28 protein-coding genes are annotated in these 25882 nt (G+C 44.3%); 7 read left to right on the top strand and 21 right to left on the bottom strand.

Going from position 1 to position 25882, the window contains the following annotated elements:
• Positions 1-214: 214 nt before the first annotated feature.
• The 3 genes from BBA02S_RS00340 (at position 215) to ispG (ending at position 2662) form a co-directional block, all read left to right on the top strand.
• Positions 215-1003, top strand: coding sequence for a DUF1189 domain-containing protein (locus tag BBA02S_RS00340; protein WP_041113279.1), 789 nt, complete (start codon positions 215-217; stop codon positions 1001-1003).
• Positions 1004-1072: 69 nt separating this feature from the next.
• A complete protein-coding gene (locus tag BBA02S_RS00335; protein WP_041113278.1) occupies positions 1073-1405 on the top strand; it encodes a hypothetical protein in 333 nt (110 codons plus the stop codon).
• Positions 1406-1564: 159 nt separating this feature from the next.
• Positions 1565-2662, top strand: coding sequence for a flavodoxin-dependent (E)-4-hydroxy-3-methylbut-2-enyl-diphosphate synthase (gene ispG, locus BBA02S_RS00330; RefSeq protein ID WP_231557152.1), 1098 nt, complete (start codon positions 1565-1567; stop codon positions 2660-2662).
• A 39-nt stretch (positions 2663-2701) separates the two neighbouring features.
• Here ispG and BBA02S_RS00325 read toward each other — a convergent pair whose 3' ends face one another.
• Complete coding sequence (locus BBA02S_RS00325) at positions 2702-3043, bottom strand: hypothetical protein (protein ID WP_041097259.1); 342 nt, start codon at positions 3041-3043, stop codon at positions 2702-2704.
• Positions 3044-3197: 154 nt separating this feature from the next.
• On the opposite strand from BBA02S_RS00325, the gene BBA02S_RS00320 reads away from it, so the two are divergent.
• Positions 3198-3794, top strand: coding sequence for a 5' nucleotidase, NT5C type (locus BBA02S_RS00320; RefSeq protein ID WP_041097262.1), 597 nt, complete (start codon positions 3198-3200; stop codon positions 3792-3794).
• Positions 3795-3861: 67 nt separating this feature from the next.
• Here BBA02S_RS00320 and BBA02S_RS00315 read toward each other — a convergent pair whose 3' ends face one another.
• The 4 genes from BBA02S_RS00315 to BBA02S_RS00300 form a co-directional block, all read right to left on the bottom strand.
• Entirely contained in the window at positions 3862-4284 is a 423-nt protein-coding gene (locus BBA02S_RS00315; RefSeq protein ID WP_041097264.1) for a Fur family transcriptional regulator, read from the bottom strand.
• A 6-nt stretch (positions 4285-4290) separates the two neighbouring features.
• Positions 4291-5127 carry a metal ABC transporter permease gene (locus BBA02S_RS00310; RefSeq protein WP_041097266.1) on the bottom strand — a complete coding sequence of 279 codons (837 nt, stop codon included), beginning with the start codon at positions 5125-5127 and terminating at the stop codon, positions 4291-4293.
• A complete protein-coding gene (locus BBA02S_RS00305) occupies positions 5124-5903 on the bottom strand; it encodes a metal ABC transporter ATP-binding protein (RefSeq protein ID WP_041097268.1) in 780 nt (259 codons plus the stop codon). The genes BBA02S_RS00310 and BBA02S_RS00305 overlap by 4 nt, the downstream gene beginning before the upstream one ends.
• A 107-nt stretch (positions 5904-6010) precedes the next feature.
• Positions 6011-6883 (bottom strand): YitT family protein, encoded by an 873-nt coding sequence (locus BBA02S_RS00300; protein WP_041098205.1) that lies wholly within the window; start codon positions 6881-6883, stop codon positions 6011-6013.
• A 110-nt stretch (positions 6884-6993) separates the two neighbouring features.
• Between BBA02S_RS00300 and BBA02S_RS00295 the strand changes: the two genes are divergently transcribed.
• On the top strand, positions 6994-7248 hold the full coding sequence (locus BBA02S_RS00295; RefSeq protein ID WP_041097269.1) for a DUF2624 family protein: 255 nt from the start codon (positions 6994-6996) through the stop codon (positions 7246-7248).
• A 140-nt stretch (positions 7249-7388) separates the two neighbouring features.
• Here the strand turns inward: BBA02S_RS00295 and BBA02S_RS00290 are convergent, their stop codons facing one another.
• Together BBA02S_RS00290 and BBA02S_RS00285 are read right to left on the bottom strand one after the other, a co-directional pair.
• Positions 7389-8285 (bottom strand): deoxyribonuclease IV, encoded by an 897-nt coding sequence (locus tag BBA02S_RS00290; RefSeq protein WP_156141423.1) that lies wholly within the window; start codon positions 8283-8285, stop codon positions 7389-7391.
• A 214-nt stretch (positions 8286-8499) separates the two neighbouring features.
• A complete protein-coding gene (locus tag BBA02S_RS00285) occupies positions 8500-9819 on the bottom strand; it encodes a DEAD/DEAH box helicase (protein ID WP_041113277.1) in 1320 nt (439 codons plus the stop codon).
• A gap of 170 nt (positions 9820-9989) precedes the next feature.
• On the opposite strand from BBA02S_RS00285, the gene vrrA reads away from it, so the two are divergent.
• Both vrrA and BBA02S_RS00275 read left to right on the top strand, forming a co-directional pair.
• Positions 9990-10532 (top strand): VrrA/YqfQ family protein, encoded by a 543-nt coding sequence (vrrA, locus tag BBA02S_RS00280; protein ID WP_041113276.1) that lies wholly within the window; start codon positions 9990-9992, stop codon positions 10530-10532.
• Between the two features lie 91 nt (positions 10533-10623).
• On the top strand, positions 10624-11580 hold the full coding sequence (locus tag BBA02S_RS00275) for a 4-hydroxy-3-methylbut-2-enyl diphosphate reductase (protein WP_041097277.1): 957 nt from the start codon (positions 10624-10626) through the stop codon (positions 11578-11580).
• Positions 11581-11736: 156 nt separating this feature from the next.
• On the opposite strand, the gene BBA02S_RS00270 is transcribed toward BBA02S_RS00275, so the two are convergent.
• The 14 genes from BBA02S_RS00270 to BBA02S_RS00210 form a co-directional block, all read right to left on the bottom strand.
• Entirely contained in the window at positions 11737-12855 is a 1119-nt protein-coding gene (locus BBA02S_RS00270) for a Nif3-like dinuclear metal center hexameric protein (RefSeq protein WP_041113406.1), read from the bottom strand.
• On the bottom strand, positions 12833-13561 hold the full coding sequence (locus tag BBA02S_RS00265; RefSeq protein ID WP_041097279.1) for a tRNA (adenine(22)-N(1))-methyltransferase: 729 nt from the start codon (positions 13559-13561) through the stop codon (positions 12833-12835). Before BBA02S_RS00265 ends, BBA02S_RS00270 begins: the two co-directional genes overlap by 23 nt.
• Positions 13562-13659: 98 nt before the next feature.
• On the bottom strand, positions 13660-14028 hold the full coding sequence (gene cccA / locus BBA02S_RS00260; protein ID WP_041097281.1) for a cytochrome c550: 369 nt from the start codon (positions 14026-14028) through the stop codon (positions 13660-13662).
• A 166-nt stretch (positions 14029-14194) separates the two neighbouring features.
• On the bottom strand, positions 14195-14728 hold the full coding sequence (locus BBA02S_RS00255; protein WP_041097283.1) for a hypothetical protein: 534 nt from the start codon (positions 14726-14728) through the stop codon (positions 14195-14197).
• Positions 14729-14983: 255 nt separating this feature from the next.
• Positions 14984-16105: an RNA polymerase sigma factor RpoD gene (rpoD, locus tag BBA02S_RS00250; RefSeq protein WP_041097285.1), complete on the bottom strand. Its 1122-nt coding sequence runs from the start codon at positions 16103-16105 to the stop codon at positions 14984-14986.
• 40 nt (positions 16106-16145) lie between these two features.
• Entirely contained in the window at positions 16146-17960 is a 1815-nt protein-coding gene (dnaG, locus tag BBA02S_RS00245; protein ID WP_087903730.1) for a DNA primase, read from the bottom strand.
• A gap of 518 nt (positions 17961-18478) precedes the next feature.
• Positions 18479-19285 (bottom strand): pyruvate, water dikinase regulatory protein, encoded by an 807-nt coding sequence (locus tag BBA02S_RS00240; protein WP_041098209.1) that lies wholly within the window; start codon positions 19283-19285, stop codon positions 18479-18481.
• Between the two features lie 30 nt (positions 19286-19315).
• A complete protein-coding gene (ccpN, locus tag BBA02S_RS00235) occupies positions 19316-19951 on the bottom strand; it encodes a transcriptional regulator CcpN (protein WP_041097289.1) in 636 nt (211 codons plus the stop codon).
• Between the two features lie 219 nt (positions 19952-20170).
• Positions 20171-22243 carry a glycine--tRNA ligase subunit beta gene (gene glyS / locus BBA02S_RS00230; RefSeq protein WP_041113275.1) on the bottom strand — a complete coding sequence of 691 codons (2073 nt, stop codon included), beginning with the start codon at positions 22241-22243 and terminating at the stop codon, positions 20171-20173.
• Entirely contained in the window at positions 22236-23126 is an 891-nt protein-coding gene (gene glyQ, locus BBA02S_RS00225) for a glycine--tRNA ligase subunit alpha (protein WP_041097293.1), read from the bottom strand. The genes glyS and glyQ overlap by 8 nt, the downstream gene beginning before the upstream one ends.
• A gap of 367 nt (positions 23127-23493) precedes the next feature.
• A complete protein-coding gene (gene recO / locus BBA02S_RS00220; protein WP_041113274.1) occupies positions 23494-24270 on the bottom strand; it encodes a DNA repair protein RecO in 777 nt (258 codons plus the stop codon).
• 24 nt (positions 24271-24294) lie between these two features.
• Entirely contained in the window at positions 24295-24450 is a 156-nt protein-coding gene (locus BBA02S_RS20060) for a YqzL family protein (protein ID WP_065849526.1), read from the bottom strand.
• Positions 24451-24560: 110 nt separating this feature from the next.
• On the bottom strand, positions 24561-25481 hold the full coding sequence (gene era / locus BBA02S_RS00215) for a GTPase Era (protein ID WP_041097297.1): 921 nt from the start codon (positions 25479-25481) through the stop codon (positions 24561-24563).
• Entirely contained in the window at positions 25474-25872 is a 399-nt protein-coding gene (locus BBA02S_RS00210) for a cytidine deaminase (RefSeq protein WP_041097299.1), read from the bottom strand. The genes era and BBA02S_RS00210 overlap by 8 nt, the downstream gene beginning before the upstream one ends.
• Between the last annotated feature and the right edge of the window lie 10 nt (positions 25873-25882).

Genomic DNA, 25882 nt, shown 5'->3' with positions numbered 1-25882 from the left:
CCTAATCAAAATGAATTCGACAAAACTTGCAAACCCTCTACAATTATTAATAAATTGCAAGGAAGAAGTAAATGCTCTCAATGAAAAATTTACAATTGATTAACATTAGGTGAGTTATGTTACATTTTCATTACAAAAAGAGAGAGAAAATAGGACGCTGCGCTTGAAAAATGAAGAGAATTAAGAATAGAATAACGAGAAGGAGGATTCACATATGAATATTTTTCAGCAGCTATGGAAGAGTCTCTATTCTCCCAAAATGATTTCTTTTTTTCGGTTTCAAGGAATAGGCAAGACCATCGCTTATGTTTTTTTATTAACGCTGATCGCTTCTCTGCCATTTATTATTCAATTCAGCCTGCTGGCAACAAGCGGCCTGTCATCCTTGAAAGAAGCGGTAAAGGAAGAACTGCCGCCCTTTACGATCGAACAAGGCCAGCTGACGGCTAATGAAGTGGAATCGATCTGGATGAAAAAAGGAACGATTGATATCGTTTTTGATCCTGCAGGTACGGTGTCAGCAGAGGATGTCGCAAAAAAAACCGAAGCCATGGGACTTTTAAAGACAGAACTGGTCTTATCCATCGGAGGGCAGGTACAAACGATTTCTTATAATTTCCCAGGCATCGGAACAATTCATAAAGAGGATATCATCGATTATATCCAGTCCATTCAAGCCTACTCGGCTATTATTTTTCCTGTTCTCTTTATCATTTATTATTTATTCACTGCAGCTCTTTACTTTATCAAAGTATCCATTTTTGCTGCTATCGGCATGCTTTTTAAGCAGCTAACAGGCAGAAAGCTGTTTTACCGGCAAAGCTGGCGGCTGGCCGCTTATGCTATGACGCCTGCGATTGTCCTCTTTTCGCTTTTGCACATAGCCGGCATTATTCTTCCTTTCAGCTTGCTTATTGATTGGTTGTTAACGGGGCTGATGCTGTTTCTTGCTGTCCGCTCCATTCCGCTCCCAAAAGCGAAAAAGCAGCCGGAAGCACAATAACTATCTGCCGCCTCTTTTATTGTTCTATTTCTTTAGGACAAGCATATAGTACTAAAAAGAGGTGGAGAGATGAAAAATTTCTTGATCTTTATTGCTTGTATCCTAGTCGCAGCCGGTCTCTGGAACGACTTGACCAACGGCTCGCTGCCCCATATAGAAGAACCGCAGCAGCAGAAAGTGAAGGCAGAAAGGAAGGAACTGCCCGCTCTTCCTTATAAAGAAATGAAGGTGGAGCAGGGGGATACGGTCCTTTCCATTTTGGCCGACTTGCATCGCGGAAAGCTTCCGGCAGACATTGAAACAGCCATTATTGACTTTCAAGAATTAAACCAAGGCATCTCGCCGGACAGCATCCGCACGGGCGAACAATACAAATTTCCTCTGTATGAAGGCCGGAGATAACGGCTGCAAAAAGCAAAGGAGCCAAGTTCTGCAAACGGCAGCAAGCGAAAAGCGTTTTCCGCTGTCAATTCCTTGTCAGACCTGCCCGATTACTGGTACAATTGATGACTGAAGCAGCTTTTTAACAGAATGAAAAGGGGCGAATCACCATTGAGTGAAATTATCCACCGTTCAAATACACGTCCGGTGAAAGTTGGAAACTTAACCATCGGCGGAAGCAATGAACTATTTATCCAAAGTATGACAACGACTAAAACTCACGACGTAAAGGCAACGGTCGAGCAGATCCACCGCCTTGAAGAAGCTGGATGCCAAATTGTCCGCGTTGCTTGTCCTGATGAGCGTGCGGCCAATGCCATCGCAGATATAAAAAAACAAATTAATATTCCACTCGTTGTCGATATTCATTTCGACTATAAGCTCGCATTAAAAGCGATTGAAGGCGGAGCTGACAAAATCCGGATTAACCCGGGCAATATCGGCCGCCGCGAAAAAGTGGAAGCTGTAGTGAATGCCGCCAAAGCGAAAGGCATTCCGATTCGTATCGGCGTCAATGCAGGAAGCCTTGAACGCCGCATTTTAGAAAAATACGGCTACCCGACAGCTGATGGAATGGTAGAAAGTGCACTGCACCACATTAAGATTCTGGAAGACCTTGACTTCCATGACATTATTGTTTCCATGAAAGCGTCAGATGTAAACCTGGCGATCGAAGCGTATGAAAAAGCAGCTAAAGCCTTTGATTATCCGCTTCACCTCGGCATTACAGAATCCGGCACATTATTTGCAGGAACTGTAAAGAGCGCCGCAGGTCTTGGAGCCATTTTAAGCAAAGGCATCGGGAACACATTGCGCATCTCTTTAAGCGCAGATCCTGTTGAAGAAATTAAAGTAGCTCGAGAGCTGCTAAAAGCTTTTGGCCTTTCCTCCAATGCTGCAACCTTAATTTCCTGTCCAACTTGCGGACGGATCGAAATCGATTTGATCAGCATTGCTAATGAAGTAGAAGAATACATCCAGAAAATTAAAGCACCTATTAAAGTGGCGGTGCTTGGCTGCGCTGTCAACGGACCAGGAGAAGCGCGTGAGGCTGACATCGGTATCGCTGGCGCTCGCGGGGAAGGCTTGTTATTCCGCAAAGGACAAATTGTCCGCAAAGTGCCGGAAGAAACAATGGTCGAAGAGCTGAAGAAAGAAATTGACAAAATTGCTGAAGAATATTACCGGAAACAAGAAGCAGAAGCGCAAAATGCATAACATGCAAAAAGCCTGGCAAATGCCAGGCTTTTGTGTTATCTAAAAAAAGGGTAAAACGAATAGCCCCATAATCACAGCAGCAGCTCCTACGCCAATTGCCCAAGCACCAAGCATTCTCTCTCCTCTGTTCCTTGCAAAGAAACCGAGAACGATGCCAACAATCCCCAACAGAACCGGCATAATAAACAACGCGAGAACAGAAACGATTAAACCGGCATATCCAAAACCGCGGCCGCCCGTAGTTCTATCCTCTCCATCATCTATCCTTTCCTCATCATCGATACGTGAAGGAATCGGATCAGTCAGTTCAGCAGCTGTCTCTTCATACATCCCTGTTTCGCCTGCGGGCATTGGGTCTCTGTCAAATTTATTATCATCCATTGCTACTCATCCCCTCACTATCATCATTTAAGGAGCCTTTATAGTATTGGCATTTTCGTTAAAATTATTCCGATCGCCAAGGTCTTTCATAACAATCTTCACCAAAATATGATACACTTTGATAAAGATTTCACAACGTAAGGAGCAAAGAACGATGAAAGAAAAACGGTTTGGCATCGATATCGATGGAACAGTTACTTGTCCAACGAGTCTGATCCCGTTCATTAACGAGGACTTTTCTTTAAATATTACGCTTGATGATATAAAGAAATACGATTTATCCGAAGCACTTGATATTCCGGCAGAACGCTTCAGCGATTGGTTCAACAAAAAAGAACCAGCAATTTATTCCAGCTCTCCCCTTGCAGAAGGAGCGAAAGAAGTCCTTTTAAAGTGGAAAAAACAATTTCAGCTGTTTTTTATTAGTGCCCGCAGAAGCCACCTGATGGATATTACTGAACAATGGTTTGAAAAGCAGGATATTCTTTATGATCGCATTGAGCTAATTGGCTCTCATGATAAAATCAAGGCAGCCAAGCAATATGGAGTGGACATTTTCTTTGAAGATAAACATGATAATGCAGTTAGCATTCATGAAGAACTGCGTATTCCTGTGCTCTTATTCAATACTCCCTATAACCAGGACCCGGTGCCTGAGGGAGTCATTCGCGTCAATAATTGGACACAGGCAGAGCAGTGGGTGGATCAATGGGTCCATACAGAAAAAACGCTTCCCCTCAACAGAAGCTAACCAATAGAAAAAGGATGCAAAAGAAGCATAAAGCTTTTTTGCATCCTTTTTTTGATATTCAGCGGTTTTAGGCCTCTTTTGCTGGCGAGCAGGACGGACACAACCCATAAATTTCAAATTTGTGGCCGGACACTTCATATCCGGGAAGCTCATGAATGTGATCCATGGGACATAAATGAATTTCCCGGGTCTTGCCGCAAGTGAGGCAAATAAAATGATGATGATGCTCCTTATGCGAGCAAGTGAAACGGTAATGCCGCTCGCCAGATAATTCAGTTTCCTCAAGAATCCCCATCTCTACAAACAGCGCTAAGTTCCGATAAATCGTGTCAAAGCTAAGTCCTGGATAGCTGTCCTTCATCTCCTCCAGCACTTCTTTTGCTGTTAAATATTTATCTTTGCGCGCAAATAGCGCCAGCATATCTTCGCGCTTGCCGGTCTGCTTATATCCCCTTTTCTTTAAAAGCTCAACCGCTTCCGTTAAATTCATGCTTTCTCACCCCGCCTTTGTAAACTTTTTAGCCGCAATGACGAGCAATAAAATCAGGATAGAGGCCACAACAATCGTTCCGCCCGGAGCCAGATCCAAATAAAAGGCACTAACCAATCCGGCAAGCACCGCGATTTCACCAAACAAGACAGAATAAGCAATGGTCTGCTTAAAGCCTTTGGCCATCCGCATAGCGGCAGCAACCGGCAATGTCATCAGCGCGGATACAAGCAGGACACCGACAATCCTCATAGAGGCTGCAATCACAAGCGCCACAAGAATGATAAATATAAAATGGATAGACTTGGCCGGTATGCCTGAAGCTTTAGCATGCTCTTCATCAAATGACAGTAAAAATAATTCCTTATACAATAAATAAACGGTTGCTATCACAATGAGGCTAATGAGGCAGATCAGCCACAAGTCTTCACGGCTGACAGCGCTGACGCTGCCGAACAAATAGCTGAATAAATCTGTGTTGAAGCCGTCCGCCAATGAAATAAAGATCACACCTACGCCTATGCCTCCCGACAAAATAATCGGTATGGCCAATTCCTGATAATGCTTATAAACCGTTCTCAGCCGTTCAATGAACAAAGAGCCGATAATCGAAAAAACCATTCCCGAATACATAGGATTAAGCCAGGCGAGAAAAGTAAATGTCTGGCTAAAGTACAATCCGGCCGCAATCCCGGCCAGCGTTACATGGCTAAGAGCATCCGCGATGAGCGACAGCCGTCTTACAACGATAAACGCACCTAGAAGCGGCGCAATCACTCCGATAATCATGCCCGTCAAAAAAGCATTTTGAAGAAACTCATATTGTCCGATTGCTTCAATCATACATCTGCCCCCTGATGCTCGTGATGATGGTCAAGGAGATGAATGCCGTGTCCATATAAGTCGGACAAATCCTCTTCATCGAGTGTTTCAAACTGCTGCATGCTGCCGTGAAAATGCAAATATTTATTTAAGCAAGCCACATGGGTCACTTTATCGCTAATAATGCCAATATCATGTGTCACCAGCAAAAGTGTAATTCCCATCTGCTGATTTAAATAAGCAAGCATGTTATAAAATGATTCGACATTTTTGCTATCCACTCCAACAGTCGGCTCATCGAGGATAAGAATATCCGGTTTGGATACAATCGCTCTGGCAATAAAGATCCGCTGCTGCTGTCCGCCGGAAAGCTCCCCGATATTCCGGGTAAGAAACGCCTCCATCCCTACTGCTTCTACAGCCGCTTTAATCGCCTGCTTTTCCTTGCTTCCCGGCCGCCGGAAGAGTCCCAGCTTCTTCGTTAAGCCACTCGCTACTACCTCATAGACAGTTGCAGGGAAGCCCGTATTAAATGAATTGGCTTTTTGCGAGACAAAGCCAATCCGATCCCAGTTTTTAAAACTCTTCTGAGGGGTGCCAAACAGGAAAACTTCCCCTTCCTTCACTTTTAACAGGCCCAAAATTAATTTAAGCAAAGTGGATTTTCCTGAGCCATTCGGACCTACTAAACCTAAAAAAGCCCCTTTAGGGACAGATAATTGAATGTTCTCTAACACATTATCCCGGTCATAACGGTAGGACACGTTTTTAATTTCAATGACAGGTGGTTGATTCATTGAAGTGTCTCCTTTATAAGAATGATTACGATTTGTAAATCAAATGAAGTATACAACATCTAATAAGAAAAGTAAATCGGAACTGCCTCCTGGCAGCTCCGGCTTGGTTAATGGATCGCTGTCTTAAAACGGCCGCCTCTTGTCTCATGGGTATTCATAATCGTCAGAAAAGCATCCGGATCCACATCATTGATAATGCTTTTGAGCTTGGTGATCTCCAGCCGGGTGACAACTACATAAATCACTTCTTTTTCCGAATCTGTAAACCCGCCTTTTCCTTTCAGCTTGGTGGTTCCCCTTCCAAGACGATGAAGAATAACATCGGACATTTCCTCATAAAAATCAGAAATAATGATGCAGGCCTTCGTTTCCTCTAATCCCTGAATGACCGTATCAATCGCTTTAAATGCAATATAGTACGTCATAACGGAGTACATTGCATTCTCCGTGCCCAGTACAAAAGCGGCCCAGCCAAATACAAAGATATTAATGAACATAACAAACTCCCCGACGGAAAAAGGTAATTTTTTCGTCATCAAAATGCCGAGGATTTCCGTGCCGTCAAGCGTACCGCCATGGCGAATCACAAGCCCGACTCCCAGGCCAAGAAGAAGCCCGCCAAAGATAGCCGCCAAAATCGGCTGATTTGTAAATGGATCGAATCGATGAAAGCTGTTTTCCAGAAAAGCAAGACAAATGATTCCAAAAAGCGAAGAAAACATAAACGTCTTTCCGATCTGCTTGTAACCAAAATAGAGAAATGGAATATTTAATAGAACAACAAATGTGGAGAAATTCAGCAGCGGATGCTGGAATAAGTAACTTAGGATTAGTGATATCCCAATGATTCCCCCGTCAATGATATTGTTAGGAACAAGAAATAATTCAATGGCGGCAGCGGCAAAAGCTGCTCCCACCAAGATCATAACGAGGCGGTAAAAAGAGCGGGATTTACTTTCTCTTTTGTGTTGTTTAGGCATACCATCATTCCTTTTTATTTTAGAATATTCTTTTCGCTCCATTCTGTCCTTCAATCACCTCTTTTTCTTTCTCTCATACATTAAACATAGAAGAAAAGGAGTGACTGCTAATGAAATTCTTACAGCACCTCATTAATCAAAAGGCGCAAACAATTACGGCAGATGAATTGTTAAATTATGCAAAGGGGCTAGATATCCCGTTAAAAAGGGAAGAGGCTGAAAAAGTTTCCAGCCTTCTGCGCAGACAAAAAGTCAATTTATTTAATGAACAGGCGAGGGCAAGTCTGTTGAGGGAAATTGCCGCCATCACGAACGAACAAACCGCAAATAAACTAAATAAATTGCTGACCACATTTTTACAATAAAAAACACAAAGATGCTCATTTGCAGCCCAGCTCACGAGTCAAACAGGGATTAGAAGCTTGCGGTTAGGCAGCAAAAGAAGAAGCGCTTGTCCCTTCTTTTGCTGCCGCGCATCCGCTTGCTCATAGAGAAAATACGCTCGTTAATGAACAGCTATCACTTTCTCTAGTACCTCATCATCAAAGGCTTTTTGACGGAACATTTCAATTTCAAATTTGTAAGGCGGTTTGCGTGATTTTTTATCTTCGCCGACGTACGGAGTTTCTAAAATTTTAGGAACCTCCATCAGCTGAGGGTGATGAACGATATAATTAAGCGCGTCAAATCCAATGTGGCCAAACCCAATGTTTTCATGACGGTCTTTTCTCGCCCCTTGTTCATTTTTGCTGTCGTTGATATGCAAAACCTTGATCCGGTCTACTCCAACGACACGGTCAAAGTGGTCAAGCACTCCGTCAAAATCTTCTTTAATGGCGTAACCCGCATCATGGGTATGGCACGTATCAAAGCAAACCGATAATTTATCGTTTAAATGTACGCCGTCGATAATCATCGCCAGCTCTTCAAACGACGCGCCGCACTCCGATCCTTTGCCAGCCATTGTTTCGAGCGCTATTTGGACATCTATGTCTTTGGTCAGCACCTCATTGAGCCCTTCAACAATTTTTTTGATGCCCGCTTCCGCCCCCGCTCCGACATGAGCACCGGGGTGAAGAACAATTTGTTTAGCGCCGAGAGCAGCAGTGCGTTCTATTTCGGAACGCAAAAAGTTCACTCCAAGCTCAAACGTGCTTTCGCTTACTGTATTGCCGATATTAATAATATAGGGGGCATGGACAACAATGTCGCTCATATTATTTTCTTTCATATGAAGCCATCCCTTATCAATGTTCAGTTCTTCGATTTTCTTTCTTCTTGTATTTTGAGGAGCCCCTGTATAAATCATAAATGTATTTGCCCCATAGGAAGCCGCCTCTTCACTTGCTCCAAGGAGCATTTTTTTCCCGCTCATAGAAACGTGAGAACCAATTTTCAACATATGTATCTCTCCTTTATCTCTTTATTTTACTAAAAAAAAGAGCTTGTTTCAGCAAAAAAGACCTGCCACAGCAGGTCCCGGTCCGTTGACAAATACTTGCTTTCTTCTTTTGGCCAGCTGCCAAGTCATACTTCTTGAAAAGCCATTGCTTCAAGAAGGTTCGGTATGGTCCGCCGTTCTCTTGCTTGCAGCAGCGGATTTGCCGGCTTGTTTCTTACCCTTTGTTGTTGCGTTTCCCTTCTAGACGGCGGGCACGCTTTTTAAATTGGACTACTTCTCTTTGCATTTTCTTCTTGTAGCCTGGTTTTACCTTTTTCGGTTTACGGACGATTGATTTAGCTTTTGCGTCAATTTCATCAGCGGCTTTTTCCCGTTTCTTCCGCTGATTGCGGTCAGCTAGCTCTATCCACTCTCCTTGGCGCAAATCAGCAGAACGGAAGGTGATGCCGAGCTTCTCTAAACGAACGAGTGCATCCTCGTCAGATGGCAGATAAATGGTCGCGCATATTCCTGAGGAGCCTGCCCGCGCTGTCCGCCCTGCCCGGTGAATGTAGAAATCCAAGTCCTTTGGCAGCTCATAGTTAATTACGTGGCTTACCCCTTCAATATCAATTCCCCGTGCCGCCAGATCCGTGGCCACGATAAATTGATAATCCAGATCGCGGATTTGCTTCATCATCTTCTTGCGGTCACGGGGGGATAAATCACCATGTATACGCCCTGTTTTTAAGCCTTTTTCTAAAAGAGCATCTGCTACCTCATCGGCTTTTTGCTTCGTATTTGTAAAAATAACCGCTAGATACGGGTTGTATGCCTGCAGCATGTCAGACAGCAAATCAATCTTCTCCCGGCTTTTTTTGGGAACAAGGATATGATCAATATTTTCTGCTGAAATATGCTTAGGCTGAATGTGAATATACTCTGGGTTTTCCATATATTTTTTCAAAAACGGTTTCAACTTTTCCGGAATTGTCGCTGAAAAAACATACATGCTTAATTGCTCTGGCATTCTCGAAGCAATCTGGTCAACATCGACAATAAATCCCATGTCGAGCATTAAATCCGCTTCATCAATCACGAGCATCTGAGCTTTATGCACAGACAGCGCTTGGGCTTGTATTAAATCATTGATTCTTCCAGGTGTGCCGACGACGATATGCGGCTGATTTTTCAGCTTTTCAATATCGCGCTGCTTATCGGTGCCTCCAATGTAGCAGCGGGCGGTAATTTCCTCATCAGACAAACGGGCAATCTTAAGAATCTCCTGATAAATCTGATTAGCGAGCTCTCTCGTTGGTGCTGTAATTACCGCTTGCACTTCTTTTTTGGCCGGGTTAATTTTATGAAGAATCGGCAGAACATACGAGTGTGTTTTCCCGGTTCCCGTTTGCGATTGGCCGATCGCGCTTTCCCCCTTTAACACTAGAGGAATCATTTTGGTTTGAATGGCCGTCGGCTCACGAAACCCTAATTGCTTTATTCCTTTATTAATAAACGGCTGAAATCCGTACTTTTCAAATTGATGATTTGTCAAATGTGACACTCCTTTTGGCTGAAAACAGCCTTTTTCTCCATCTTGATATTATATCAAAACCTTTCATAAATCAAAGGCATCCTTATGGATTCGTTTATTTTCGGGAAAAACCTTTTTGCTTTTTGCTGCATACAATAACGAAGAAGAACATATGAAAGGATGAACAAGTGATGATTCCTGTTCCGCGCGGTAACGGGCTTCCTCCCTCCTATCGCTATCCGCCTCCTATGCGGGGATTTTCTCCCTCCATGCCGCCCCCAGGCATGCCAAGAAGAACAGGCGGACGAGGGCTTCTTGGCCTTTTAAGGCAAGGGGCCGGATCCGGCATGACCGGGTTTGAGCGTGGTGGGGCCGGAGCTGCTGCCCAAAAGTTAGCCAATCCCATGAACTTGCAGCAAATGCTGGCCAACACCCAGCAAGTATTGAAAACCGTCCAGCAATTCGGTCCGATTGTCGAACAGTATGGTCCCATGGTCAAAAACCTGCCTTCCATGTGGAAGCTGTATAAAGGATTAAAATCCCTTCCTAATGCAGAGGAAAGCAAAGAAAGCGACAGCCAATCGAAGCAGCCCGAAAGTAAGCAGCAAGAAGCTGACACTGAAAAAACAGAAAAACAGCCAGCTAAAGCAGAAAAAGCTCCGCCGGAGGATGATGGCGATAAATCAGCTCCAGCACTGGAAACGAAATCATCGTCTCCCAAACTTTATATTTAAGAAGCGGCTGTTCACTTCCAAAGTTCAGCCTCCTCCTATATAATGAATTCGTACACATTTTCACTCCGCCCTAAAAATAGGAGGTTTTTTTATGGAACTGATTAAAATTGCCCCAAGAGGGTATTGCTACGGCGTGGTAGATGCAATGGTCATTGCCCGGAACGCCGCTTTAGATAAAAGCTTGCCGCGTCCGATTTATATTCTTGGAATGATTGTCCATAACAAGCACGTAACCGATGCATTCGAAGAAGAAGGCATTATTACTCTTGAAGGCAGTAACCGCAAAGAGATTTTGGAAAAGGTCAACGAAGGAACGGTCATTTTTACCGCCCATGGCGTTTCTCCAGAGATCAGGGAGCTGGCCCGCGAGAAGAACCTTGTCACTATCGATGCGACTTGCCCTGATGTAACAAAAACGCACGAATTGATTCTTGAGAAAAAAGCTGAAGGCTATGAAATCATCTATATCGGGAAAAAAGGGCACCCCGAGCCGGAAGGTGCGTTAGGGGTTGCCCCTGATATCATTCATCTAGTCGAAAAGCCTGAGGATATCGGCAAATTGAACATTCAAAGCCCAAAGGTGATTGTAACCAATCAAACAACGATGAGCCAATGGGATGTAGCTGATATCATGGACGAAATTAAAGAAAAATATCCGCATGCAGAAATGCACAAGGAGATTTGCCTGGCTACCCAAGTTCGGCAAGAAGCAGTAGCCGAACAAGCAGGCGTTGCTGACGTGCTAATCGTTGTCGGCGATCCAAAGAGCAACAACTCTAATCGCCTCGCTCAAGTATCCATAGAAATTGCCGGGACAACCGCTTACCGGGTGGCCGATGTTTCAGAAATTGAAATTGACTGGCTTAAAGACGCTAAAGTAGCGGCTGTCACTGCCGGAGCGTCCACACCGACACCGATTGTTAAAGAAGTGATCCAATTTATAGAGCAATTTGATCCAAACGATGAGAGTACATGGGCACGCGAGAAGAAGGTTCCGCTAAATAAAATCTTGCCGAAAGTAAAAAGATCCACACTTACAACCCGTTAAGCAAAAACAAAGAAAGCGGCAGATCCTTGTAAAAGGATCTGCCGCTTTCTGTTTGTCAGCAAAAGGGAGTCGAAATAACCCCGTTCTGGATTTCAAGAACTTAGAGAGCGGCAGGCCTTTCAGGTTCCCATTAAGGTCGCCCGCCGCTGTTCGTTTTTATATAAACGTAAACGGATCTGTATGAATGGAAGAAGGAATGAACTGCACATCCAAGCCTTTCTCCGCTGCCAAAGCAGCCATTTTATTTGCCGTTCCCGCTTTCATGACTTTTTCCACATTATGGCCAGGATCAACAACCTTTAAGCCTGCTGCTAACGCATCATGGGCAGTGTGGTAATAGAAGTCACCCGTTACATACACATCTGCCCCTTTAAATTTGGCGGATTGAAAATATTTGTTTCCATCGCCTCCAAGCACGGCTACTTTCTTGACCTCTTCAGTTAATTGGCCAACAACACGCACGCCTTTCACATCCAGCTTCTCTTTCACGAATTCAGCAAATTCATGCAGGGTCATAGATTTTTCCAGCTGGCCGATTCTTCCAAGGCCGAGTGTTTCTCCCTCATTATCAAGCGGATAAATATCGTAAGCGACCTCCTCATAAGGGTGGGCCTTCAGCATGGCAGAAAGAACCTTTTTCTCCAAGCTTCTTGGATAAATGGTTTCTATCTTTACCTCTTCTACCGTTTCCAGCCGGCCAGCTTCTCCAATATATGGACTTGTCTGCGCGCCAGGCAGGAATCGTCCTGTTCCCTCCACGGAGAATGAGCAATGGCTATACTCGCCGATAAAGCCCGCTCCCGCTCTGCCTAATGCTTCCCGAACACTTCCGGCATGGTCTGACGGCACAAACACCGCAAGCTTCTTCAAGTCCTCTTGGAGCGTCGGTACGAGCACTTCTGTTTCTGTTAGCTCAAGCGCCTCTGCCAACAGATCATTCACACCGCCCTTGGCCACATCCAAATTTGTATGAGCTGCATACACGGCGATGTCATGCTTAATCAGCTTCTCTAAAAGCCGCCCGGCTGGATCGCTCGTAACAACCGATTTCAATGGCCGGAAAATTAACGGGTGGTGGGCGATAATCAGCTGAACATCTTTGTCAATCGCTTCATCCACCACTTCCTCCAATACGTCAAGCGCTATCAGCACCCGCTCAACCGGTTTGTTTAAGCGGCCAACTTGCAAGCCGATTTTATCGCCCTCCATTGCATATCTTTTAGGAGAGAATTGTTCAAACAGCTGAATAATTTCATGTCCGTTCGTTTTCTTCACCATTGATTGCCTCCTTGATTAACTGAAGTTCTTGAAGCACACTTTGCCTTTTCTGATCGGCCGCCTGCTGATCTTCTGCCTTCTTCAGATTTTCTAGCACCACCTCAAGCTGATCTGCTTCTCTTCTCCACTTCTTGAGGAATACATCACTTTTTTCAGCCAGCAGCATCGGGCCAGTCAGCAACTCGACTTCTTTCCTCTTGCCGTAGGGCTTGTCGGCATCTCCTTGTTCAGCAGTTAAGATTTCATAAATTTTCCCGTCTTCTTCCATGATTTCCTCATCGATTAATTGCCACCCGTTCACTAACAGCCATCTGCGAATATGATCTGCCCGGAGGTTGGGCTGAAGCACAAGCCGCTTGACCCCGACGAGCTTCTCCTTTCCTTCATTGAGAATAGAAGTGATCAACGGACCGCCCATTCCGGCAATCGTGACACAGTCCACCTCGCCGGCTGCAATCACTTCCAGGCCATTTCCTTTTCGCACGGCGATTTTCTCTTCAAGCCCTGCGGCTTGCACCTGCTGCTTGGCCGCCTGCAAAGGACCATCGGCTACTTCCCCTGCCACCGCCTGTGCAGCCACTCCTCTTTGGACAGCATAACAAGGCAGATACGCATGATCGGAGCCGATATCTGCTATAACCGCTCCAGCCGGAATCCGGGAGGCTACCGCCATGAGTCGTTTTGATAATTGATTAATATTCATCGTGTCACCACTTTTAATTTAATGTATCTTCTCTATTCTAATAGAAAACGGTTAATGTAAAAAAGTTCTTTGCCCTTAGACAAAGAACTTTTTCTGCATTATTTAATTTTGCTGACCCAGTCAGCCATTGCGTCAGCGTTTTCAGCTGGCACAAGACCCGGAGGCATAGCGCCTTTACCGTTTGTGAGGATCTCTTTAATTTCGTCTTTCGACAATTTGCCGCCAACACCTTTCAAAGCAGGACCTGCTCCTCCTTCGAAGTTGCCGCCATGGCAGCCTGCGCAAGTTTGCTTATAAAAACCTTCTGGTTCAAAAGCACCTGCTGTTTCACCTTCTGCTTGCTCTCCGCCTTTTTCCTCTTTCGCCATTTCTTTAGAGTTATCCAATCCCTCTAAAGAAAGGAAGAAAATCAGACCAAGGCCGAACACAGCAATCAGCAAGAACGGAATGATCGGATTACGTTTCATTTTTTAACCTCCCTTATGTACACAAATAACAAATAGAAAGTACAAACACTTATTATTCTACTTGAAAATAGAGAAGACGAAAAGCCCTTACATAGAAGTTTTTACCCGTTTGTCGTAAATTAGACACAATTTCGGCCCTTTTTTCTTCTGCAACAGATTTTTTATATTATACAAACATAAAAATCAGCAGCAATGCCGCTCCCAGCCATGCAGAGATTGTAAAATAAATCTGACCTAGCTTTCTGCCTGCTGCCCACCAGATTAAACAGTGGAAAAATAAGAGTGCATAAAGAGAAGCAGCGTTTTCTCCCCATAATCTCTCATGCAGCTCCACAGTGAAAATCAAAAACAAAACAGCAGCGGCGGCGTATAAAAACGGAAGAAAAAAACCTTTTTTAGAAAAATAAATAGCAAAAGCTGTCAATAAAACGACAAAAGCTGCCAAAATCGTCATTTGCAAAGGGAAAGACAATTCAGTAAAATATAGAACAAATAAAGAAATACCTGTCAATAACAGGGCCGCAAACAAACTGACAGCGAACAGACGCTTAGCGCTTATTCTTTTGGCAGCGTTTTCGGGCAGCTCTTCTCCTTGCGTATACAGCGTCAGCAAATAATCGCAGTATTGTTCAGGCAACATATGATTCTGTTTCCAAAAAGAAATTTCATTGAGGATAATTTGTTTTTTTTCATCTTTCATCCATTGTCACATCCTGTCATAAACACATTCAAGAAAAATCGGGAAATACCTGCTTGCAATAAAAAAAGTTTACTTCTTAGACAAGAAGTAAACTGCAGGTGCAAACAAAGCCGGCTTTATGCTGCAAGCCCAGCTTTTCAATGACAAGGCACGAAAAGTGAGCAATGCAGAAAAGAAGCGTTTATCAGCAGATTAAACAAAGCAAATGCAGAACGGTTCAGCCTGCTCGACTGTCAAGCCATTTGATCGTCTTTTTTATTCAAGAAAATCTTTCAGTCGTTTGCTGCGGCTTGGATGGCGAAGCTTGCGCAGCGCTTTCGCTTCAATTTGGCGAATCCGTTCGCGTGTTACGCCAAACACTTTACCGACTTCTTCAAGCGTGCGGGTGCGGCCATCGTCCAGCCCAAAACGAAGGCGCAGGACATTTTCTTCGCGATCAGTTAAAGTATCAAGGACATCTTCCAGCTGCTCCTTCAGCAACTCGTAGGCAGCATGTTCGGAAGGTGACGTAGCTTCCTGATCTTCGATGAAATCACCTAAGTGAGAATCATCCTCTTCTCCAATCGGTGTTTCCAGAGAAACTGGCTCCTGGGCAATCTTAAGAATTTCGCGGACTTTTTCCGGTGTTAAGTCCATTTCCTCAGCAATTTCTTCAGGAGAAGGTTCGCGGCCAAGATCCTGAAGAAGCTGTCTTTGGACACGGATCAATTTGTTAATGGTTTCAACCATGTGAACAGGAATCCGGATCGTTCTTGCTTGGTCAGCTATCGCACGCGTAATCGCTTGGCGTATCCACCAGGTAGCATACGTACTGAACTTAAACCCTTTGCGGTAATCGAACTTTTCGACCGCTTTAATCAAGCCCATGTTTCCTTCCTGGATAAGGTCAAGGAAGAGCATGCCGCGTCCTACATAACGCTTCGCAATGCTGACTACAAGACGAAGGTTCGCTTCGGCCAGCCGGCGCTTGGCTTCTTCATCGCCTTCTTCGATGCGCGTGGCTAGTTCAATTTCCTCTTCAGCGGAAAGAAGGTCGACACGGCCAATTTCCTTTAAATACATGCGTACAGGGTCATTAATTTTTACGCCCGGAGGAACGCTTAAATCGTTGAGGTCAAACTCTTCGCTTTCCTTCTCAAGTTCATGAATATTCGGATCCTCATCCTCGTCCTCATCGTTTGTTATGTCAATCCCTTGTTCCCCAAGGTACTCATAAAATTCATCAATTTGATCAGATTCTACTTCAAACGGCGACAACTTATCCGCTACATAATCATAAGATAATTTGCCCCTCTTTTTCCCTATCTCAACAATTTGCTCTTTCGCTCTTTCCAGTGTTACTTCAGCTTCTTTGGAACGTGTAGACTTTTCAGCCATTCGTCGTCCCCCTCCTTCCAAAATCCTTGCCTCAGAGTGATTACTTATTTTTCAATTCCTTTTTCAACTTGACAATTTCCATAGCAAGATGGGCGGCTGTTCCATAATCCTTGGCCTTTTCCGCTGCCACTTGCTGTTGTTTTTTTGCTTTTATTTTCAATACTTTATCGTATTGCAATATTTCTTTTATATAATCATGGACTGCTTCATCATTTATCGCTTCACTGACCATCATCATTTCTATATCTGAAACGAGGCGGCGCAAATTGGTGTTTGGGAGAAAACTGATAAATGCACTTGAATCCGGCGCATTGCCTCCTTCATAAAAACCCAGCAAATACGTAAAGATGGCCTGGTGCTCATCTAGATTGAATGTTTCGCCATTTAACAGCTCCTTGACTTTATATGTCAGGTCCACATCCTTCAGCATATGAGCAATGAGCCTTCGTTCTGCTGTTTGAAAGGCCGGATACAGTTTGACCGGCGCACGTACAGCAGGTGCTGGCCGGAGTGTTTGTTCATTTGAAGCATGTTTCTTTCTTTCCTTGAAGAACAGCTGTTTTTCCTGTTGCTTTAACGCATCAAGCGAGAGCGAAAATTGCTCGGCGATCTGCCTTAAATAGTAATCCCGCTCCACTGCTTTTTTCAGCTTGGAAATTTCCGCTACTATCTCTTCAATATAGTGAAGCTTTTGGCCTTCGTCCTGTAAATTTTTTCCTTGCTTATAATATTCCATCTTGAAGGCCATTAGGGTCATAGCTGTTTCAATCACATTGTTACGAAACTTTTCAGCGCCATAGGCCTTTATATAGTCATCCGGGTCCAGTTTATCTGGAATGAGGGCGACTTTGATATCGCAGCCGTTGTCACTTAAGAGATTAGCCGCACGAAAGGCTGCTTGTATGCCTGCCGAATCGCCGTCAAAACAAATAATGACCTGATCGGCTATTCGTCTAATCTGCTGGACATGAGCATCAGTCAGCGAGGTTCCCATCGTCGCGATCCCTGTTTCCACCCCGGCGCTTGCCGCTGCAATTACATCGGCAAATCCTTCAAAGAGGACAGCATAATGCTGCTTGCGGATAGCTGGCCGAGCCCGATGAAAGTTATACAGGAGACGGCTTTTATTAAAAAGCGGGGTTTCGGGACTATTTAAGTATTTGGGCTTTTCATCATGGAGCGATCGGCCGGAAAAAGCGACGACCTTTCCTTTTTCATTATGAAGCGGAAACATGATGCGCCCGCGGAAACGGTCGAAGTAGCTTCCATCCTCCTCTTTGCGGATAATCAATCCAGCTTTTTCCATCCATTCAGAGTCAAACCCGCGCTTTTGCAGAAATTTGGCGGTAAAGTCCCAATTGGGAAGCGACCAGCCGATTTGAAAAGCTTCCAGTTCTTCCTTTGAAAAACCCCGTTTCTCCAAATAATCCAGCGCTTCCTGTCCCTCTGTTGTATTCATCAGCAAATGATGGTAGAATTTTGCCAATAGCTCATGAGCTTCCATGATTTGATCATGCTCTTTCGAAATCGAGCCTCCATGCTCATGGCGTGTAACAGCAGAGTCAAGGGTTATTCCTGCACGTTCGGCCAATTTGGCCACAGCTTCCTGAAAGGAAATGTTTTCTATTTCCATCAAAAAAGAAAAAACATTTCCTCCCGCTCCGCACCCGAAGCAATGATAAATCTGCTTGTCGGGGGATACAGAAAAGGATGGTGAATTCTCACCATGAAACGGGCATAGCCCGAAAAAATTTCTTCCCTGCTTTTTCAACTGAACATAGTCGCTGACCACTTCAGTAATATCCAGTGATTGCTTAATTTGTTGAATTGTTTCTTCAGGAATCTTTCCTGTCACATACATCACCAGCTATACTATTGTTCGATAAAAAAACTAAAGTTCCTGCAGCTTTTTCCGCTATTTGTTTTCTTTTAGCGGCTTCTGCCAGCGATTATCCGTTCTGGCACCTTGTGCGCTGCTGGTTAACCGCCAAGCAGGCATAGGCAAGAGAATCGACAAATCCTCTCAAATTTCTCTTCCCTATGCATTATTATTCTACAATGTTGATTAGAATCCTTCTCAAATGAGAAATAAACTAAAAAAAAACGAACAATTATCTGCCGTCCGGCAAATATCCTTCCAAGTGGCATACAATTAGTTTATTCCTTTACGCTAGGTGTTAAACCTTTTTAAATACATTTTTATCACAATTTTTTATTATAGTACATTTCATAAAAAAAAACCATTGATTTCTGCAAGCCAAAGAAAAAGAAGCTCTTCCAAAATGAAAAGCCTCTCTTTCTCATTGGCCGCCTAAACCATAAAACTGATCGATCAACTGTTCAATTGTAAAACCGCACGTCCTCAGGCAATTATTATTTGCGTTTGCCAAGCCGGCTTAAAATAATGTTAGCCGTTTCTTCCACCGCTTTATTTGTTACATCAATCACTTCGCAGCCAATGCGGTTCATAATCTTTTCGGAATAGGAAATTTCCGCTTTAATCCGTTCAAGATCCGCGTAACTCGCACTGTCATTAAGACCAAGAGATAGCAGCCGTTCCCTGCGGATTTGGTTCAGTTTATCCGGACTGATTTTTAATCCAAAGCACTTTTCAGGCGGAAGGCTAAATAATTCCTCTGGAGGGTCCACTTCTGGTACAAGCGGAACATTAGCTACTTTCAGACGCTTATGCGCCAAGTATTGTGAAAGAGGCGTTTTTGACGTCCGTGAAACACCGATTAAAATAACATCCGCTTTCAACAGACCTCGAGGATCCCGCCCATCATCATATTTGACAGCAAACTCGATAGCTTCTACCTTTTTGAAATATTGTTCATCCAGCTTCCTCACGAGACCCGGTTCCATTAAAGGCTGATGGCCGTATAACGATTCTAATTCATCCATCAGCGGACCAATCAAATCAAAAATCATAATATTTTCTTTTTCAGCTTGCTGCTTCATATAATTTCTGATCTGTGGTTTAACAAGTGTATAAACAATAATTCCGCGCTCGATTTTCGCCAGGTCAATGACTTCATCAATGGTCGATAAATCCTCCACATATGGGAATCGTTTGATCACAGCGTGTGATCCATTAAACTGGCTGACAGCCGCTTTTGTCACAAGTTCGGCTGTCTCGCCTACTGAATCAGAGACGATGTAGATGATTGGGTCATTCAGCAAAAAATAGAACCTCCTTTCTTAGCTGCATCATTCGTCATCTGCCAATGAGACAAATGCTTTGGCAATATTCGTTTTAGTGATGCGGCCGATCACTTCTTGGCCGGCAGCCGTTTTTTTCACGACTGGTACAGCATCTATTTGTCGTTCAATTAAGTTTTTCGCCACATCAACGAGCAAATCATCTCTTTCGCATACAGTAACGTTTGGCATTCTTGTCATAATAATATTGACTGGAATTGCATTTAATTCCTGCTTGCCGATGCTGGCCCGCAGCAAGTCTTTGCGTGAAAGCACACCGGCTAAATGACTGTTCTCATCTACTACAAACAACGTGCCGACATCCTCTAAAAACATTGTGACGATGGCATCGTAGACAGATACATGTTCGCGTACAACAACAGGCACCGCCTGATAGTCTTTCACATAGATTTTCATTAAATTTTCCGTAAGAAGCTGGGTGCCGGATTTGCCTGTATAAAAATAGCCGACGCGGGGCCGTGCATCTAAAAAGCCGGCCATCGTTAAGATAGCTAAATCCGGACGCAGCGTAGCTCTTGTTAAATTCAGCCGTTCCGCGATATTTTCACCGGTAATTGGCCCGTTTTCTTTGACAATTTGCAGGATTTTCTCCTGCCGATTATTAAGTTCGATCTCCCTCACCACCTAATGCGCAATAACAGCACAAGTGCCGGCAGCCCGTTACCCCTTTCATTCTTACAGCTGAGCCAACAAGCACCTGTGCCTCCGTCTTTAAAAGTGTTATACCATATAATAAATATTATATACTATTTAACCCGAATGAAAAGAAAAGTTTCATTCGGCCGCTATATTTTGCGCTGGTATAGATGAATGATCAATGAAAGCAGAAAAACAACTGCTCCTTTACTTTACTAAAATTTTATTAAAGTCAGCAAAATTGAGAATAAGCACCGAAAGTTCTCTCATTTGATTTAAACGGTTTTCCCGGACAGCTGCTTCTTCCGCCATAACCATCGTATGGTCAAAATATTGTTCGATCGGCTGCTTTAAGCTTGCAAGCAGAGCAAATTGCTGTTCTGCTGTTTCTGCCGCTTCCAGCCCTTTCTGTACACGAACAAATTCCTTGTATAATGCCTTTTCTTCCCCATTTTCAAAGAGCTGTTCCTTCACTGCTCCTGCAGCGGACGCTTTTTTGGCAATGTTTACAACACGGCTCAATGCTTCAGTCGCCTCTTTAAAGCCGGCTTCTTCCTTGTGTGCCATCAGCACAGCTGCTTTTGCAAACAAAGAAGGCAAGGAGCCGATCTGCTCTGCCAGCACAGCGTCAATTAAATCATAGCGAACGTCTCTTTCCTGCAAGCTGTGTTTAATGCGAAGCTTAAAGAACGCGACCAATTCTTCCAAGAGAGCTTCCGTTTCTTTTTCACCGACTTGGTCTGCTTTCACCACATCGATAGCTGCTTGCAGAACCGTTTCAAGCGAAACATCCCACTTCTTCTCTTCCAGAATAAGAACAATACCTGCTGCTTGTCTTCTTAAAGCATAAGGGTCTTGAGAGCCGGTTGGAATAATATCGACGGCGAAGCAAGAAACAATCGTGTCCAGCTTATCAGCCAGGCTGACGATGGCTCCGGTAAATGTTTCAGGCGCTTTATCTCCAGCATGGCGCGGTTCATAATGTTCGTTAACGGCCCGGGCCACGTCCGCATCTTCACCTTTTTGCCGAGCATACTTTTCGCCCATGATCCCTTGCAATTCCGGAAACTCATATACCATCTGTGTAACAAGATCAAATTTGCAAATTTCTGCTGCACGATCGATTTTTTCTTTTTCTTCTTTGGCTGTGCCAGTGAGTTCGCCCAGCTTGGCCGCCAAACGGCGAATCCGGCTGACCTTTTCAGCTAGCGTGCCGATTTTTTCATGATATACGATAGCTTGCAGTTTGTTTAAGAAGAAATCAATTTCTTTGCTTTGATCTTCTTTATAGAAAAAGTCAGCATCGGCAAGCCGGGCTCTCAATACCTTTTCATTTCCGCGAGCGACCGTATCAAGCGAACGGCTGTCACCATTGCGGACAGTGACAAAATGAGGAAGGAGCGTGCCTTCTTTATCTTTTACCGGAAAATAACGCTGATGCTCTTTCATGGATGTAATCAGCACTTCTTCAGGCAATTCAAGAAAATTGCTGTTGAATGATCCAGATAAAGCAGTCGGATATTCTACCAGGTTAGTGACTTCTTCAAGCAAGTCTTCATCGACGGGAATAACCCACTTGTTTTCTGTTTCCAGCTGGGCCAGCTGCTGGCGGATAGACTTTTTCCGTTCCGCCGGATCTGCAATAACAAACTGATTCTTCAGCAGTTCTTCGTAGTCTCCTGGCATCTCCACCGTCACTGAATCTCCTAAAAAGCGGTGCCCTTTTGTTGTCCGGCCGGTAGATACATTTGTGATTTGGAATGGGATCACTTCTGAGCCGAATAAAGCAACCATCCATTTAATCGGGCGAATATACCGCAGGTCATTGTCTGCCCAGCGCATATTTTTTCCAAAATGCAGGCCAATGACAATCTCACGCAGCTTCGGCAGCAAATCAACCGTCGGCTGGCCCTTAATGAATTTATTGACATGAACATATTCTACACCGTTGATTTCTTTAAAATAAATATCATCAACAGTCATCCCTTGACCGCGCGTGAATCCGATCGCTGCTTTGGACCAGGAACCATCTTCTTGAAGGGCGATTTTTTTAGCCGGCCCTTTCGCTTCTTCTTCGATATCCTCTTGCGCTTCCGCTGCCCCTTCTACCAGGACAGCTAATCGACGCGGAGTAGAATAAAGCTTTACTCCTTCAAAAGAGACTTTCTGCTCTTGCAGGAATTCTTCCACTTTCTTTCCAAGCTGATTCATGGACTCCGTTACAAAGCGCGCTGGCATTTCCTCCAGGCCAACCTCTAACAGCATATCTCTCTTATTCATGTTCCGCCTCCCCTTTCTCTTTCAACATTGGGAATCCAAGTTTTTCGCGTTCTTCATAAAATGTTTTGGCGATTTGTCTAGCCAGACTGCGCATACGGCCCAGATAAGCTGTTCTCTCTGTGACTGAAATCGCTCCTTTTGCATCAAGAACGTTGAACACATGAGAGCATTTTAGAACATAATCATAAGCAGGATGAACAAGTCCTTCGTCCATTTGGCGCTTCGCCTCTTTTTCATAAATCGCAAAGAGATTAAAAAGCATGTCAGCATCTGAAGTTTCAAAGGTATATTTCGAATGCTCGAACTCCGGCTGATAGAAGATATCTCTGACAGTGAAGCCCTCTGTCCATTCCAAATCGAACACATTTTCCTTTTCTTGAATATAAGACGCCAGACGCTCAATTCCATATGTAATCTCTACCGAAACTGGCTTACATTCGAGTCCGCCAACTTGCTGAAAATAGGTGAATTGAGTGATTTCCATTCCATCAAGCCATACTTCCCAGCCAAGCCCGGCACAGCCGAGAGAAGGATTTTCCCAGTTATCCTCTACGAAACGGATATCATGGTCAAGCGGTTCAATGCCGAGTGCCCGCAAGGAATCCAAATACATTTCCTGAATGTTATCCGGTGAAGGCTTCATAATCACTTGAAACTGATGATGCTGGTACAAGCGGTTCGGGTTTTCCCCGTAGCGGCCGTCTGCCGGTCGCCGGCTCGGCTCTACGTAAGCCACGTTCCAAGGCTCAGGTCCGATCGCCCGCAAGAACGTATAAGGACTCATCGTGCCTGCTCCTTTTTCTACGTCGTATGCCTGCATTAAAATACAGCCGTGATCAGACCAGTGTTTTTGCAAGGTTAAAATCATTTCTTGAATATTCATATCGATGCCTCTCTTTCTATAATTGGTGAATGGCGCTCCCTGTTGTGAAGAAAGCGAAGCACCATTGCTGTACTAGATAACTTAGTGGCTGGAGCATCTGTAACAAACCAAAAAACTCCCGTCTCTATGCACATCATTGTACATAGGGACGAGAGTTACCCGCGGTTCCACCCTATTTGCCGCATACTAACACACGGCCTCTTTTCCAACATGCTGCTCCAGACCGCCCTTCCATGATGCTCTTTCCCCGGCTTTCACTGTCCCGGGTTCGCTTGTAAAAGAGGGAAATCATGTACTCCATTCCTTCACTGCAGCTAATCATTATTTGGATTGAATATAAAAAACTTAATCGAAAACAGGCCGTTTGTCAATCCTCTTCTTGCTCTTTATTCACAAGAAAAGACTGCATTCTCTCCATCTGGTCAAGAAACCTGCGCGATTTTAAATAAATGCCGGAATACTCATCGTAGTAGAGAGAAATCGCCGTCCGCAATTCTTTTTTTGTCTCTTCCTTCACCTTGATATCGCCCAGTCTTTTCAGGTCGAAAAAATAAAACAGCCGCAACAGTTTAATTGCAGCTTGTGATAACGGCAGCAAATATGGATCTACTTCAAAGCAGCGATGGCATAAAAAGCCGTTTTCTCGAATGGAAAAGGCAAATCGGCCTTCTCGGCTCCCGCAATGAGCACAGCCGGACAGCTCCGGGTGCAAGCCGATCACCTGCAGCATTTTCATTTCAAAAATGGCTGTGATCACTTCTGCGTCATATCCCTCGTTCAAGTAATGAAGACATTGCTCAAAAAGCTCATATAAATATGGATTCGGCTTTTTTTCTTCTGTGCTTTTGTCAAGCAGTTCGGCCATGTAGGCCGCATGTGCAGACATAAGCAAATCTTCCCGGATATGGCGCATGGATGTCATCATTTCCCCCTGCTGCAATGTGCCGAGACCGCTGCCAGACTGAACGAGAAAGCTTCCATGTGTAAACGGCTGGGTGACGGAAGAAAGGCGGCTGTTGGGCTTCTTTGCTCCACGCGCCATAAAAGCGAGCTTGCCCTTCTCCCGTGTGTAAATAGTTACAACTTTATTAGTTTCTCCATAATCGGATGTTCGAATTACAATCCCTTCAATCTTTTGAAGCATGAGAAGGCCATCCTTTCACCCTCCTCAATTCGTCACTCCGGCAACCGGGAAGTCGGGATCAGCCAATTGTTGCTCTTGTTCAAATGGGGGATAGCTGCGGCCTTGTTCAATCTCCTTATACAAAAGGTACATTTCCACACTTCCTGTCTCCGAAAAGACTTTCCACGTAAAATCTAACATGCTCTTTCCCGCCTTTCTTAATTAGAACTGGCATTTACCTTTGGCTTCCCTATTAGCTTCACCGATTCCTTTTTGATTATGAGGAGCAAAAATTTCTAATTATTGATTGATCAGTATTCATCTTCACGGAACCCGAAGTCACGAAGGTTGGATGCTTTGTTGCGCCAATCTTTTTGCACCTTCACCCACAGCTCGAGAAATACTTGGGAACCCAGCAAATGTTCAATGTCATGCCGGGCCCGCTGGCCGATCTCCTTGAGCAAAGCACCGCGCTTGCCGATGACAATCCCTTTTTGGGAGTCTCTCTCCACAACGATCGTAGCCATAACATTGATAATGTCTTTGTCACCGCGCCGCTCCATTTTATCAATAACCACGGCAATGGAATGCGGCACTTCCTCCCTTGTCAAATGGAGAACCTTTTCCCGAATCAGCTCGGACACAATAAAACGCTCCGGATGGTCTGTCACTTGATCAGCCGGATAATATTGCGGCCCGGCAGGCAAATTTTCTTCAATTTGTCCAAGCAGGCGCTCTACGTTGTTTCCTTCAAGAGCAGAAATGGGAATAATCTCTGCAAATGAATATAAATCTTTATATCGGTCGATTAATTCCATCAACTGATCTGGATGAATGCGGTCGATTTTGTTGATCACAAGAAAAACCGGCGTTTGGATGCCCTTTAGTTTTTCAATAATAAACTCATCCCCGCGGCCGTATCCTTCTTCGGCATTCACCATAAAAAGAACCAGATCCACTTCCTTTAGCGTATTAACGGCAACCTTCATCATAAAGTCGCCAAGCTTATGCTTTGGTTTATGAATGCCCGGGGTATCAATAAAGATCATTTGGGCGTCTTCTTTCGTATAAACTCCTTGCACTTTGTTTCTTGTCGTTTGCGGCTTATCACTCATAATGGCAATCTTTTGGCCGATCACCCTATTCAGGAAGGTCGACTTCCCTACATTCGGGCGTCCAATAATGGAGATAAAACCTGATTTATAAGTTGAATTTGTCTCTTGTCTATTCATGTAAATCCTCCGGTGAAAATGCTCCTGGCAATAGTTGTTCAACAGTTGTTTCTTGTACATCTCCCTGCAGGTTCGTTAAGATGACCTTCATTTCAGGCGGACAAAGCTCAGAAATCACCTGACGGCAGGCACCGCATGGAGGTACCGGCCGCTTGGTATCGGCAGCTACCGCCAGCGCAGCGAATTCTTTTTCGCCCTCGGACCAGGCCTTAAATAAAGCGGTTCTTTCTGCGCAATTACACATGCTGTAGGCAGCATTTTCTATATTGCATCCGTGAAAGATCTTTCCATCCTTTGTCAGAAGTGCAGCACCTACTTTAAATTTTGAATAAGGCACGTATGCACGTTCTCTTGCGATGATCGCTTCCTTAACTAATTGTTCTTTTTTCAATGTTTCCTGC

It is taken from the genome of Bacillus badius NBRC 15713, assembly GCF_001591605.1.
Lineage (GTDB): Bacteria > Bacillota > Bacilli > Bacillales > Domibacillaceae > Pseudobacillus > Pseudobacillus badius.
Note: the sequence above shows the minus strand (reverse complement) of the source record. Positions and strands in the feature narration are given on the sequence as shown.